Origin of the sequence: Streptomyces sp. NPDC091416, assembly GCF_044756845.1 — a bacterium.
Classification (GTDB): domain Bacteria; phylum Actinomycetota; class Actinomycetes; order Streptomycetales; family Streptomycetaceae; genus Streptomyces.
The window spans coordinates 295,862-309,067 of the sequence record NZ_JBIVTU010000002.1; the positions used below are offsets into that span (position 1 = coordinate 295,862).

The 13,206-nt window shown below is 72.2% G+C and carries 12 protein-coding genes and 1 pseudogene; 5 read left to right on the top strand and 8 right to left on the bottom strand.

The annotated features are described in order from the left end of the window. Window positions 1-113: 113 nt before the first annotated feature. The gene (locus ACIQMX_RS08250; RefSeq protein ID WP_402476476.1) at window positions 114-1,535 is read left to right on the top strand and encodes an MFS transporter; all 1,422 of its coding nucleotides are present in this window, start codon (window positions 114-116) and stop codon (window positions 1,533-1,535) included. Between the two features lie 97 nt (window positions 1,536-1,632). On the opposite strand, the gene ACIQMX_RS08255 is transcribed toward ACIQMX_RS08250, so the two are convergent. The 3 genes from ACIQMX_RS08255 to ACIQMX_RS08265 all read right to left on the bottom strand — a co-directional run bounded on the left by ACIQMX_RS08255 (window position 1,633) and on the right by ACIQMX_RS08265 (window position 3,745). After that, complete coding sequence (locus ACIQMX_RS08255) at window positions 1,633-1,872, bottom strand: DUF6243 family protein (RefSeq protein WP_402475865.1); 240 nt, start codon at window positions 1,870-1,872, stop codon at window positions 1,633-1,635. A gap of 182 nt (window positions 1,873-2,054) precedes the next feature. After that, on the bottom strand, window positions 2,055-2,261 hold the full coding sequence (locus ACIQMX_RS08260) for a hypothetical protein (RefSeq protein WP_363069606.1): 207 nt from the start codon (window positions 2,259-2,261) through the stop codon (window positions 2,055-2,057). A 101-nt stretch (window positions 2,262-2,362) separates the two neighbouring features. After that, window positions 2,363-3,745, bottom strand: coding sequence for a glycine--tRNA ligase (locus ACIQMX_RS08265; RefSeq protein ID WP_363069604.1), 1,383 nt, complete (start codon window positions 3,743-3,745; stop codon window positions 2,363-2,365). A gap of 218 nt (window positions 3,746-3,963) precedes the next feature. Here ACIQMX_RS08265 and ACIQMX_RS08270 point away from each other — a divergent pair, with 218 nt between their 5' ends. From ACIQMX_RS08270 to ACIQMX_RS08285, 4 genes are all read left to right on the top strand, one after another. Continuing rightward, a complete protein-coding gene (locus ACIQMX_RS08270; RefSeq protein WP_402475868.1) occupies window positions 3,964-4,917 on the top strand; it encodes a metal ABC transporter substrate-binding protein in 954 nt (317 codons plus the stop codon). A gap of 53 nt (window positions 4,918-4,970) precedes the next feature. Further along, window positions 4,971-5,765: a metal ABC transporter ATP-binding protein gene (locus tag ACIQMX_RS08275; RefSeq protein ID WP_402476479.1), complete on the top strand. Its 795-nt coding sequence runs from the start codon at window positions 4,971-4,973 to the stop codon at window positions 5,763-5,765. A 2-nt stretch (window positions 5,766-5,767) separates the two neighbouring features. Then, a complete protein-coding gene (locus ACIQMX_RS08280; protein ID WP_363069600.1) occupies window positions 5,768-6,670 on the top strand; it encodes a metal ABC transporter permease in 903 nt (300 codons plus the stop codon). Window positions 6,671-6,735: 65 nt separating this feature from the next. After that, a complete protein-coding gene (locus ACIQMX_RS08285) occupies window positions 6,736-7,170 on the top strand; it encodes a transcriptional repressor (RefSeq protein ID WP_363069598.1) in 435 nt (144 codons plus the stop codon). A gap of 33 nt (window positions 7,171-7,203) precedes the next feature. Here ACIQMX_RS08285 and ACIQMX_RS08290 read toward each other — a convergent pair whose 3' ends face one another. The 5 genes and pseudogenes from ACIQMX_RS08290 to ACIQMX_RS08310 all read right to left on the bottom strand — a co-directional run bounded on the left by ACIQMX_RS08290 (window position 7,204) and on the right by ACIQMX_RS08310 (window position 13,173). Next, window positions 7,204-8,034: an isoprenyl transferase gene (locus tag ACIQMX_RS08290; protein WP_363069596.1), complete on the bottom strand. Its 831-nt coding sequence runs from the start codon at window positions 8,032-8,034 to the stop codon at window positions 7,204-7,206. A gap of 22 nt (window positions 8,035-8,056) precedes the next feature. Next, window positions 8,057-8,803, bottom strand: coding sequence for a DNA repair protein RecO (recO, locus tag ACIQMX_RS08295; RefSeq protein WP_363069594.1), 747 nt, complete (start codon window positions 8,801-8,803; stop codon window positions 8,057-8,059). A gap of 58 nt (window positions 8,804-8,861) precedes the next feature. Next, the gene (locus tag ACIQMX_RS08300) at window positions 8,862-9,545 is read right to left on the bottom strand and encodes a response regulator transcription factor (RefSeq protein WP_363069592.1); all 684 of its coding nucleotides are present in this window, start codon (window positions 9,543-9,545) and stop codon (window positions 8,862-8,864) included. A gap of 293 nt (window positions 9,546-9,838) precedes the next feature. After that, window positions 9,839-10,984: pseudogene (locus tag ACIQMX_RS08305) on the bottom strand (sensor histidine kinase); the annotation flags it as partial. An 89-nt stretch (window positions 10,985-11,073) separates the two neighbouring features. Continuing rightward, window positions 11,074-13,173 carry an MMPL family transporter gene (locus tag ACIQMX_RS08310; RefSeq protein ID WP_402475871.1) on the bottom strand — a complete coding sequence of 700 codons (2,100 nt, stop codon included), beginning with the start codon at window positions 13,171-13,173 and terminating at the stop codon, window positions 11,074-11,076. Window positions 13,174-13,206 lie beyond the last annotated feature (33 nt).

Genomic DNA, 13,206 nt, shown 5'->3' on the forward strand with positions numbered 1-13,206 from the left:
GGATAAAGACACTCTGGTACCAGGCTCCGGGAAGAGCGATCGTCGGTGTCGTGAGTGAATCCGTCGTGAGTGAATCCTCCGTACGCCCGAAGACATCCGCCACCGCCGGCCCCGTGGTGCGGCGCGACCACCCCGCCCCGGTGCTCGGTGCGTTGGGGCTGTTCACCGTGCTGCTGGGCGCCGCCCTCCCCCTGATCGACTTCTTCATCGTCAACGTCGCCCTGCCCACCATCGACCACGACCTGGCCGCGGGTCCCGCGCTGCTGGAACTGGTGGTCGCCGGGTACGGGCTCTCGTACGCCGTCCTGCTCGTCCTCGGCGGCCGCCTCGGCGACATGGCCGGCCGGCGCCGGCTCTTCCTGCTGGGCATGGCCGCGTTCGGGCTCACCTCGCTGGCCTGCGGACTGGCGCCGGACGCCTGGACGCTGGTCGGGGCGCGGGTGGCCCAGGGCGCCGCGGCGGCGCTGATGCTGCCGCAGGTGCTCGCCACCATCCAGGCGGCCACCTCGGGCCACCGGCGGGCCCGGGCGATGAGCCTGTACGGGGCCACGGCCGGGCTCTCCATGGTCGCGGGCCAGATCCTGGGCGGGGTGCTCGTCGCCGCCGCGCCGCTGTCGTCGGTGTTCGGCGAGAGCGCGGGCTGGCGTTCGGTGTTCCTGGTCAACGTGCCGGTGGCGGCCGTCGGGCTGGTCCTGGCGGCGCGCGCGGTCCCGGAGACGCGTTCGGAACGGCCGGCCCCCGTCGACGTACCGGGCACGCTGCTGCTCGCCGTGTCGCTGATGACGCTGCTGGCCCCGCTCACCGAGGGACGGGCGGCGGGCTGGCCGCTGTGGACCTGGGTCTCGCTGGCACTGTTCCCGTTCGCCGCGGTCGCCTTCTACCGGGTGGAGCGGCGGGCGGACCGGCGCGGACTGGTCCCGCTGGTCCCGCCGAGCCTGTTGCGGCTCGAATCGCTGCGGCGCGGGCTGGCGCTGGTGGTGCCGTTCTCGATCGGCTTCGGCGGCTTCATGTTCGTCATCGCCGTCGCGCTCCAGCAGGGACTGAGGCTGGGCCCGGCGGAGTCGGGACTGTCGATGGCGCCGATGGCGGTGGCCTTCTTCGCGGCCTCGCTGGCCGGTCCGCGGCTGGTGCGCCGTCACGGCAGCCGCGTGGTGACGGCCGGCGGGCTGATCCAGGCGGCCGGCGTCGTCGTGCTCGCCCTCACGGTGTGGCGCGGCTGGTCGGGCCTGGGCCTCCTCGGCCTGATGCCGGGGCTGGCGATCGCCGGCTTCGGCCAGGGCCTCCAACTGCCCGTCCTGTTCCGCATCGTCCTGTCGGACGTGCCACCGGAGCGGGCCGGGGTGGGCGGCGGCGTCATGACGACGACCCAGCAGGCGGCGCTGGCACTGGGTGTGGCGACGCTCGGTTCGCTGTTCCTGGCGCTGGCGCCGGGCTCGGGCATGCGGGACGCGCTGATCGTGACGCTGCTGGTCCAGCTCGCGGCGGTCGCCCTGACGGCCCTGCTGAGCCTGCGGCTGCCGCGCAGGGTGGCGTGAGAGCGGGGCGCGCGGATACGGGCGTGGGCCCGGAACACCTGAGGTGTTCCGGGCCCACGGTCGTACGGGTGGTGCGAACCGCTCTCCGCGAAGGAGGTCAGCCCTGGGCGGGCGCGTCCTGCTCCGGGGCGTCCTGCCCGGCGGGGACGGCGGCGTCCGACGGCCCGGCCTCGGTACCGGCGGTGCGCTCACGCATCCTGCGCAGCAGCTCCGCCTTCTGCTCGGCGGCCGTCTTGCGGTCGGCGTTGCGCTCGGGCCCGGCGCCCTGCTGCTCGGCGCGCGACACCTTCTTGCGCTGTCCGCCGACGCCGAGAAGGTTGTTTCGGCTCTTGGCCACGGGGTTCTCCCATTCGTGGTGAAAGTGAGGTCTGCGAAGACCCTGAATCGTTCCGATGGGCGGCGGGTGCTCGGACCCGCCGCACTCTCACTCGTAGATCTGGAAGAACGCATACATGCCGCAAAGGTACCCGGCCCCCTCGGGCCGCGGCACCGTGTTTTCTGCCCGGCACAGGGGGTCCCCTACGTCGCCGAGGGGTCGACCGTCGCCTGGTGGGCCTCGGCGAGGTGCTCCTCCGCCTTGAGCCACGGCAGGAACTGCACCGCCTTGTTCCAGTCGCAGGTGTCGCAGCTCAGCTGCCGCCGAACACCCGACTTCCGCACGTGAACGACGTGTTCACGGCCGTGCTGGTCCCATCTGCTGACCTTGCTCGTGGTCATGGACGGCATCCGGGCCTCCTGAGGGCGAGTGTGCCCAGTGTGCACGAAGCCCCCGGCTCCGTACGGGAGTACGGGGAACCGGGGGCTTCGCGCGCTACGGGTGGAGCCCGTCAGCAGCCCAGCAGACGGGAGCCGAGGTACGCCTGGATCTGGTCCAGCGAGACGCGCTCCTGCTTCATGGTGTCGCGCTCGCGCACGGTCACCGCGTTGTCGTCGAGGGTGTCGAAGTCGACGGTGACGCAGAACGGGGTGCCGATCTCGTCCTGGCGGCGGTAGCGGCGGCCGATGGCGCCCGCGTCGTCGAACTCGATGTTCCAGTTCTGCCGCAGGTCGGCCGCGAGGCCCTTGGCCTTCGGCGAGAGCTGCGGGTTGCGGGACAGCGGCAGGACCGCGACCTTGACCGGCGCCAGGCGCGGGTCGAGGCGCATCACGGTGCGCTTCTCCATGACGCCCTTGGCGTTGGGCGCCTCGTCCTCGACGTAGGCGTCCAGGAGGAAGGCCAGCATCGCGCGGCCGACGCCGGCCGCGGGCTCGATGACGTAGGGGGTCCAGCGCTCGCCGGCCTCCTGGTCGTAGAACTGCAGGTCGGTGCCGGACGCCTTGGAGTGCGCCTTGAGGTCGTAGTCCGTGCGGTTGGCGACGCCCTCCAGCTCGCCCCACTCGCTGCCGCCGAAGCGGAAGCGGTACTCGATGTCAGCGGTGCGCTTGGAGTAGTGGGAGAGCTTCTCCGCGGGGTGCTCGAACCACCGCATGTTCTCCTCGCGCATGCCGAGGCCGGTGTACCAGTTCCAGCGCTGCTCCATCCAGTACTCCTGCCACTGCTCGTCCTCGCCCGGCTTGACGAAGAACTCCATCTCCATCTGCTCGAACTCGCGGGTGCGGAAGATGAAGTTGCCCGGAGTGATCTCGTTCCGGAAGGACTTGCCCATCTGCGCGATGCCGAACGGCGGCTTCTTGCGGGAAGTCTGCTGCACCTGGCCGAAGTTGGTGAAGATGCCCTGGGCGGTCTCGGGGCGCAGGTAGGCCACCGAGCCGGAGTCCTGGGTCGGGCCGAGGTGCGTGGAGAGCAGGCCGGAGAACTGCTTGGGCTCGGTGAAGGTGCCCTTGTTGCCGCAGTTGGGGCAGTTGAGGTCGGCGAGGCCGTTGACCGGCGGCTTGCCGTGCTTCTCCTCGTACGCCTCCTCCAGGTGGTCCGCGCGGTAGCGCTTGTGGCAGGAGGTGCACTCGGTCAGCGGGTCGGAGAACGTGGCGACGTGGCCGGAGGCCACCCACACCTCGGGGGCCAGGATGACCGAGGAGTCGAGTCCGACCACGTCCTCGCGCGAGGTGACCATGTAGCGCCACCACTGACGCTTGAGGTTCTCCTTGAGCTCGACACCCAGCGGCCCGTAGTCCCAGGCGGCCCGCTGGCCACCGTAGATCTCACTGCAGGGGTAGACGAAGCCACGGCGCTTGCTCAGGCTGACGATGGAGTCGATCTTGTCGGCGGCCACGGTGCTCTCTTCATTACGACGACGGAACTGGACAGGGCTGACGCGAAGCGCCTCGGTGGGGGGTGGGCTCGGGAGACGGGTGCGCGGATGCCTCAGATTACCGGCGGGCACGCCCCTTCGATCAAATCGGTATCGGACCGGCCCGCCGAGCGGCCCGCCCCGGAGCATCTCATCGGCCTTGTTGACAATCGTTTCCACTTTTGTTGAAAATGACTGTCATGAACGTACGCCGCCTCATACCCACGACCGTCGTCGCCGGAGCAGTCGTCCTCGGCCTCACCGCCCTCTCCGCCTGCTCGGCCTCCGACACCGCCGACCGCAAGAGCGGCGACAAGCTGAACGTGGTGGCGTCCTTCTACCCGATGCAGTTCCTGGCCGAGCAGATAGGCGGGAACCACGTCTCCGTCTCCACTCTGACCAAGCCGGGCGTGGAGCCCCACGACCTGGAGCTCAGCCCGCGGGAGGTCGGCGGTCTGAGCGACGCGGACTACATCCTCTACCTCAAGGGTCTCCAGCCCGCCGTCGACGACGCGATCAGGCTCTCCGAGTCCGCGCACACGGTCGACGCCGCGAAGCTCACCACGCTGGAGGACCACGGCGCCGAGGTCGGCGGCGAGGAGCACGCCCACGAGCACGAGGGCGAGGAGGCAGGCGCGGACCCGCACATCTGGCTGGACCCGGTGAAGTACGCCCAGGTCGCCAAGGGGGTGGGCGCGTCCCTGGAGAAGACCGACCCGGACCACGCAGCGGACTACCGCAAGAACACCGACGCCCTGGTCACCCGGCTCGACGCGCTCGACACCGCGTACGGGAACGGGCTGAAGAACACCGCCACCAGGACGTTCATCACCACCCACTCCGCCTTCGGGTACCTGGCCGAGCGCTACGGCCTCACCCAGGAGGGCATCGCCGGCATCGACCCCGAGGCCGAGCCCAGCCCCGCCCGGATCAGCGCCCTGCACGCCATCGCGAAGGAGAAGAAGGTCACCACCGTCTTCTTCGAGACCCTCGCCAGCGACAAGACGGCCAGGACCGTCGCCCGGGACACCGGCCTGAGGACCGACGTCCTGGACCCGCTGGAGGGAATCACCGGCAAGTCCAAGGGCGATGACTACATCGAGGTCATGGAATCCAACCTCGCCGCCCTCCAGAAGGCGCTCGGCGCGAAGTGAACCACTCCACCGACCCGGCCGACCCGAACCGCGCAGCAGCACCGGAGGCGATCGTGCCCGAGCCCCAGAGCACCGCACCGAGCACCACACCCGCCCCCGTGATCGTCGTGCGCGACGCCACGGCCACCCTCGGCGCACGCCCCGTGCTGCGCGGCGTCGACCTGACCGTGCGCCGCGGCGAGGTCGTCGCGCTGCTCGGTGCCAACGGTTCCGGCAAGTCGACCGCCGTACGCTCCGTCATCGGCCAGGTCCCGCTCACCGGCGGCACCGTCGAGCTCTTCGGCACCCCGCTGCGCCGCTTCCGCGACTGGGCCCGGGTCGGCTACGTACCGCAGCGCACCACCGCGGCCGGCGGGGTGCCCGCCACGATCCGTGAGGTCGTCTCCTCCGGGCGGCTCTCGCGCACCCGGCTGGGACTGCCGCGCAGGACCGACCGGGCCGCCGTCGACCGCGCCATCGCGCTCGTCGGCCTCGCCGACCGTGCCAAGGACTCGGTGGACGCACTCTCCGGCGGTCAGCACCAGCGCGTACTGATCGCCCGCGCGCTCGCCTCCGAACCCGAACTGCTGATCATGGACGAGCCGATGGCCGGCGTCGACCTGGCCAGCCAGGAGATCCTCGCCGAGACCCTGCGCGCGCAGGTCGCGGCCGGCACCACCGTGCTGCTCGTCCTGCACGAGCTCGGCCCGCTGGAGCCCCTGATCGACCGGGCCATCGTGCTGCGCGACGGCTGCGTGATGCACGACGGCCCGCCCCCGAAGGCCCTGGGGCAGCACGCCCTGCCGGGCCACGACCACGTACACCCCCACGCGGCCTCCGAGCCCGTCCGGACGGGACTGCTGAGCTGATCATGGAATTCCTCACCCCACCCTTCATGCAGCGGGCCCTGATCGCCGCCGTGCTGGTCGGCGTCATCGCCCCCGCCGTCGGCATCTACCTGGTGCAGCGCCGGCAGGCCCTGATGGGCGACGGCATCGGCCACATCGCGATGACCGGCGTCGGCCTCGGCTTCCTGCTGTCCACCAGCCCGGTCTGGATGGCCACCGCCGTCGCCGTCGTCGGCGCGGTCACGATGGAACTCATCCGCTGGTACGGACGCACCCGCGGCGACATCGCCCTGGCGATGCTCTTCTACGGTGGCATGGCGGGCGGTGTCCTGCTGATCAACCTCTCCGACACCGGCTCCAACGCCAACCTCACCTCGTACCTCTTCGGCTCGCTGTCCACGGTCTCCTCCGAGGACATCACCGCGATCGCCCTGCTGGCGGCGTTCGTGCTGCTGGTGACGGTGGGGCTGCGGCGGCAGCTGTTCGCCGTCAGCCAGGACGAGGAGTTCGCCCGGGTCACCGGGCTCCCGGTGCGCGTACTGAACCTGCTGATCGCGGTCACCGCCGCGGTCACCGTCACCGTCGCGATGCGGGTCGTGGGGCTGCTGCTGGTCAGCGCCCTGATGGTGGTCCCGGTCGCCGCCGCGCAGCAGATCACGCGGTCGTTCAAGGTGACGTTCGTGCTCTCGGTCGTCACCGGTGTCGCGGTGACGCTGGCCGGCACCATCACGTCGTACTACCAGGACGTCCCGCCCGGCGCGACGATCGTGCTGCTGGCCATCGGGGTGTTCATCGCCCTGACCCTGCTCGCCGCCCCGCTGGCCCGGATCCGGGCCCGCCGCCGCGAAACGGCGGACGAGCGGTGCACCCTGGAAGTACCGGCGACCCGCCCGGCCGCGGACGACGCACCTGTGCGGTCGGTCTGACCCCGCCGCCGGTGCGGACTGGCACAATGGCCCGACATACGTACGGGCGACACGAGGAGGCTCCTGTGGCGACGGCGCCGATCAGTGGAACGAACGCTGCACCGGTACGCGGCCGGTCGACCCGGCAGCGGGCAGCGGTGGCCGCTGCGCTCGACGAGGTGGACGAGTTCCGCAGCGCCCAGGACCTGCACGACGTGCTCAAGCACCGCGGCGACTCGGTCGGTCTGACCACCGTCTACCGCACCCTGCAGTCCCTCGCGGACGCGGGCGAGGTCGACGTACTGCGCACCACCGAGGGCGAATCCGTCTACCGCCGGTGCTCGACGGGCGACCACCACCACCATCTGGTCTGCCGGATGTGCGGCAAGGCCGTCGAGGTCGAGGGCCCGGCGGTGGAGACGTGGGCCGAGACCATCGCGGCCCAGCACGGCTTCGTGAACGTGGCACACACGGTCGAGGTCTTCGGTACGTGCGTGGAGTGCGCGAACGCCGAGGGCTGACCCCGGGGGCGGCGCCCCCGGGGCCCCGCCGGTTCAGCTCCCCGAGGACTCCGCGGCGCCCGCCGCCTCCACCGCACCACCGAAGCGCCGGTCGCGCTGGGCGAATTCGAGACAGGCCCGCCACAGGTCGCGGCGGTCGAAGTCCGGCCACAGCACGTCCTGGAAGACCATCTCGGCGTACGCGCTCTGCCAGATCAGGTAGTTGGACGTGCGCTGCTCGCCGCTGGGGCGGACGAAGAGGTCGACGTCCGGCATGTCCGGGTAGTAGATGTACTTCGCGAACGTCTTCTCGTTGACCTTCGACGGGTCGAGCTTCCCGGCCGCCACGTCCTCGGCGATCCGCTGCGCGGCGTCAGCGATCTCGGCCCGGCCGCCGTAGTTGACGCAGAAGTACAGCGTCATCCTGTCGTTGTCCTTGGTCTGCTCCTGGGCGACCTGGAGCTCCTGGACGACGGACTTCCACAGCTTCGGCATGCGGCCGACCCAGCGGATCCGGATGCCGAGTTCGTCCATCTCGTCGCGGCGGCGGCGGATGACGTCCCGGTTGAAGTTCATGAGGAACTTCACCTCCTCCGGGGACCGCTTCCAGTTCTCCGTGGAGAACGCGTACAGCGAGAGGTTCTTGACGCCCATCTCGATGCAGCCCTTGAGCACGTCCATGACGACGCCCTCGCCGACCTTGTGGCCCTCGGTGCGCGGCAGGCCCCGCTCCTTGGCCCAGCGGCCGTTGCCGTCCATCACGACGGCGACGTGCTTGGGCACCAGCTCGCCGGGGATCTTCGGGGGCACGGCGCCGGACGGGTGCGGCTCCGGGGTCTTGTAGTCCCGCCGGTTGCGGCCGCCGAGGATTCCGCGTACTGCCATGAGCTTTTCCGTCTCCCTGTGTCTACTTTTCCACGTACCGCAGCGAACGCAGCCCGCGCTCCAGATGCCAGTGCAGGTAGGCGGAAACCAGCCCGCTCCCCTCCCTGACATGACGTGCCTCGCACGCGTCCGCCGTCTCCCAGTCGCCGGAGAGCAGTGCGCTCAGCAGGGTGACGGCCTCCGCCGAGGGTACGACGCTGCCGGGTACCCGGCAGTCGCCGCAGATGACGCCGCCCGCCGCGACGGAGAAGAACCGGTTCGGACCGGGCATTCCGCACCGGGCGCAGTCGACGAAGCTCGGGGCGTAGCCGTTGACCGCGAGGGAGCGCAGCAGGAAGGCGTCGAGGATGAGGTTCGGCTCGTGCTCCCCGCGGGCCAGGGTGCGCAGGCCGCCCACCAGCAGCAGGTACTGCTGGACCGCGGGCTCGCCCTCGTGGTCCGTGAAGCGTTCGGCGGTCTCCAGCATCGCGGTGCCGGCGGTGTAGCGCCCGTAGTCCGTGACGATGCCGCCGCCGTACGGAGCGATCGTCTCGCTCTGGGTGCAGAGCGGCAGTCCGCGCCCGACCAGCTCGCTGCCGCGGGCGAAGAACTGCACGTCCACGTGGGAGAACGGCTCCAGCCGGGCCCCGAACTTCGACTTCGTGCGCCGTACGCCGCGCGCCACGGCCCGTACCCGGCCGTGGCCGCGGGTCAGGATCGTGATGATCCGGTCGGCCTCGCCCAGCTTCTGCGTGCGGAGCACCACGCCGTCGTCCCGGAACAAGCTCATGGCTCCATTGTCCGGTACGCGGCCGGCCCGGCGGGCCCGGCCCCGCAAGCCGGTCCGGTCAGCCGGCCTCCGCGCCGCCGCCCGCGGGCACGACGAGCCCGGATTCGTAGGCGACGATCACGAGCTGGGCCCGGTCGCGGGCGGCCAGCTTGCCCATGATCCGGCTGACGTGGGTCTTGGCGGTGAGCGGGCTGAGGCCGAGGGCTTCGGCGATCTCGGTGTTGTTGAGGCCGCGTGCGACGAGGGCCAGGACCTGGCGTTCCCGGTCGGAGAGCATGCCGGGGCCGCCGGGGCCGATGCCCGCCGGGGGCCGCGGTGCGCTGAGGACCCGGGCGATCAGCCGCGCGGTCGGGCCCGGTGAGAGCAGGGCCTCGCCCGCGGCGACCGTCCGGATCGCGGCGAGGAGGTCGGCGGGCCGGGTGTCCTTGACCAGGAAGCCGGAGGCTCCGGCGCGCAGCGCGTCGACGATGTGGTCGTCGGTGTCGTACGTGGTCAGGACGAGGACCTTCACTCCGGCCAGGTCCTCGTCGGCGGCGATGCGACGGGTCGCCTCGATGCCGTCGAGCTCGGGCATCCGGATGTCCATCACGACGAGGTCGGCGCGGGCGGAGCGGGCGAGCGCGACGGCTTCGAGACCGGTGGCGGCCTCTCCGACGACCTCCATGCCCGGGTCGGAGCCGACGAGCATCGCGAACGCCGCCCGGACGAGGGTCTGGTCGTCGGCGAGCAGTACGCGGATCATGAGGCGGTCTCCGTTGTCCGGGCCCGGTGCTCGGGGGCCTGATGTGCGGGGGCCTGATGTGCGGGGGCGGGTGCGGCGGGCCGCCCGTCGCCCTGTTCCCGCAACGGGTCAACGCCTGCGCTGGGCCGCCCGTCGCCCTCTTCCCGCGACGGAACGGACGCGGGGACGGCGGGCCGCCCGTCGCCCTCTTCCCGCGACGGAACGGGCGCGGGGACGGCGGGCTGCCCGTCGCCCTGTTCCCGCAACGGAACGGGCGCGGGGACGGCGGGCCGCTCGTCGCCCTGTTCCCGGAAGGGCAGCAGCGCCGAGACCTCGAAGCCGCCGCCGGGGCGGGGCCCTGCGGCCAGTGTGCCGCCCGTGCTGCGGGCCCTCTCCCGCATCCCCAGGATGCCGAAGCCGGGCGGGGAGACCTCGTCCACCGGGCCGGTGCCGTCGTCGGTGACTGTGACCCGCAGGGTGCCCGCGTCGGCGGGCCCGACGGCGACGACGACGCGGGCGCCGGGGCCCGCGTGCCGTACCGCGTTCGTCAGGGACTCCTGCACGATGCGGTAGGCGGCCGCTCCGGTCGCCGGGGCGAGGCGGCCGTCGGGTACCCGCACCCGGAGGTCGACCCGGGCCCCGGCGGCCTCGGCGGCCCGTACGAGGCCGGGCAGCGCGGCCAGACCGGGCAGCGGGCCGGCCGTGTCGTGCCGGTCGCCCTGCCCGGTGTCGCGGAGCACCTGGAGGGTGGTCCGGAGTTCCGCCCTCGCCTCGCGGCAGGTGTCCGCGATGTCGTCGAGTGACGCGGCGATCGCCCGGCGGTCCAGCCGTTCCGGGTCGACGGTCAGGATGTGCGAGGCGACCGAGGTCTGCACGCCGATGAGGGTGATGCTGTGGGCCAGCAGGTCGTGCAGGTCGCGGGCGATCCGCAGCCGTTCCTCGGCGACCCGCCGCCCGGCCTCCTCCTCGCGGGTCCGTTCGGCACGTTCGGCGCGCTCCAGCACGGAGGCCACATACTGGCGGTAGATGCGTACGTCCACGCCGCAGAACAGGACGGCGACGATCCAGCCGGAGATGCGCAGCAGTTCGAGCCCCTGATGGGCGTCGATGCTCAGCACCACCGTCACCATCACGGACGTCACGCCGATGCCGGTGAGCAGGGTGCGCAACGGGCGGCCGGTCACGGCCACGGTGTAGAGCGCGATCCAGGTCTGCGGCATCGGGGCCGTGTGGGCGTTGTCGAGGCCGTGGTAGAGCATCAGCAGCGGGACCATGGCGAGCAGGACGAGTACGGGGTTTCGTCGCCGCCACACGAGCGGTGCGGCGCTCGCCGTCAGCAGGAGCCAGCCGAGCGCGTCGGGCGCGACGGCGTCGTCGGCGAACAGGGCGAGGGTGGCGGAGAGCGCACCGGCGCCCACGGCCACGAGGGCGTCGGTGCGCGTCTTGTGCGGCGCGTGCATCGGATCGCGGTTGACGACGGCCAGGATGCGCTCGCGGCGGCGTGCGGTGGTGGACACGCCGCCATCCTCCGGTACGGGGCGGGGCACTGTCAGGGCGTCCCGACGAGTTCCGGTTCGCGCGGGGCGGGTGCGACCGGGGTCCGGCTGAGCGCTCCGGGCCACCACATCCTCCTTTGCAGGGCCACGCTCGCCGAGGTCACCAGGTAGGTGCGGACGAGGAAGGTGTCGAGCAGGACGCCCACGGCGATGACGAAGCCCATCTCGACCAGGGAGGTCAGCGGCATGTTCGTCAGGACGGCGAAGGTGGCGGCGAGGACCAGTCCCGCCGAGGCGATCACGCCGCCGGTGGTGCGCAGGGCCGTGAGCGCGGCCTCGGTGGGTCCGGCGCCGCGCCGGGCCTCCTCGCGGACGCGGTGCATCAGGAAGATGCCGTAGTCGACGCCGAGGGCCACCAGGAAGACGAAGGTGAGCAGCGGCAGCCCGGGGTCGGTGCCCCTGAGCCCGAGGACCGGTTCGAAGAGCAGTCCGCCGATGCCGAGCGAGGCGCCCCAGACCGCGACGACCGCGGCGACGAGCAGCAGCGGGGCGACGAGGCTGCGCAGCAGGACGATCAGGATCAGCAGGACGGAGAGCAGGACGAGCGGGACGACGATCCCCAGGTCCCGGGAGCTGGCCGTCTCCAGGTCCATCTGCTGGGCGCCGGGCCCGCCGACATGGCTGCCGTCCAGGTTCTCGCGCAGGGCGCGGATGGTGTCCCGCTCCCCCGCGGTCTCGGGCCGGGCCTCGGCGACGACGGACAGTTCGGTCCAGCCGCCGCCGCTGCGGCCGCGTTCGACGGAGGCGACGCCCTCGGTCGTACGGGCCTTCGCCAGCGCGGCGCCGGCCCGGTCGGTGGGGGCGAGCACGGTGATCGGCTGGCTGGAGCGGCCGGGGTAGGCGTCGGCGAGGGTCGTCATGGCGGCGACCGAGTCCGGCGTGCTGGTGAAGGAGTCCGCCTGCTTGAGGTCGCCGGGCAGGTTGAACGCGCCGAGCGACAGGGCGCCGAGCAGGACCCCGCCGGTCACGAGGACCGCGACGGGCCGGCGCCCCGCCGAGCCGCCCATGGCGGCGAAGAGGGAGCGGCGCTTCTTCGGCTCGGAGCCGTACACGGGAACGAGGGGCCAGAACACCCGGCGGCCCAGGAGCACCAGGACGGCCGGAAGCAGTGTCAGCATCGCCAGGAGCGCGCACAGCACCCCGACGGCGGCGATGGGGCCCATGCCGCGGCTGCTGGTGAGATCGGCGGCCAGGAGGCACAGGAGGCCCGCCGCGACGGTGGCGGAGGAGGCGAGGACGGCGGGGCCGCAGCCGCGCAGCGCCGCCGCCATCGCCTCGTGCGGCCGGGCGGCGCGCGTGAGTTCCTCGCGGTAGCGGGAGACGAGCAGCAGGGCGTAGTCGGTGCCCGCGCCGAAGACGAGGATCGTCATGACGGCGGAGCTCTGGCCGGTGACGGTGACGTCGAAGCCCCGGTTGAGGCCGTGGACGACCGCCATCGACAGGGCGTCGGCGACGCCTGCGACGGCGAGCGGCACGAGCCACAGCAGCGGGCTGCGGTAGATGAGGATCAGCAGGATCGCGACGACCGCGACGGTCGTGTACAGCAGCGGTCCGCCGAGCGAGCCGTAGACCTTCTGCGCGTCGGCGTTCAGCGCTCCGGGCCCGCCGACCTCGACGCCCAGTCCGCCGCCTCCCTTCACGGTCTCGCGCACGTCGTCGACGAACGCGGTCCGCGCCTCGTCGTCCTGGCCGGGCGCGGTCGTGGAGACCGGGTACATCCGGGTCGTGCCGTCCTCGGAGGGCACGGCTCGCGGCGGCGCGGTGAGGGTGTGGGCGGCGGCGACCCCGGCGGTCTGCCGGGCGGCCGTGGCCCGGTCGGCTGCGGTCAGTCCGCCGTCGCGGTGGTAGACGAGGACGAGGTCGGTCGACTCACCGCCGGGCAGCATGTCCTGGATCTTCGCCACCTGGGTGGAGTCGGCGCTCGCCGGCAGATAGTCGACGGCGCGGTTGACCTGTACGTCCCCGAGCTTGCCGGCCGCCGGGCCGGCGATCGCGATCACGGCGGCCCAGAGCGCGACGACCGCCCAGGGCAGCATCCGCCACCTGCCGCGTGGCCGTGTCCGCTGGTCCTCGTCCTGTGCTGCGGCCCTCATGCGAGGCCCCCCTTCCGTACGGGTGTCCGGTCA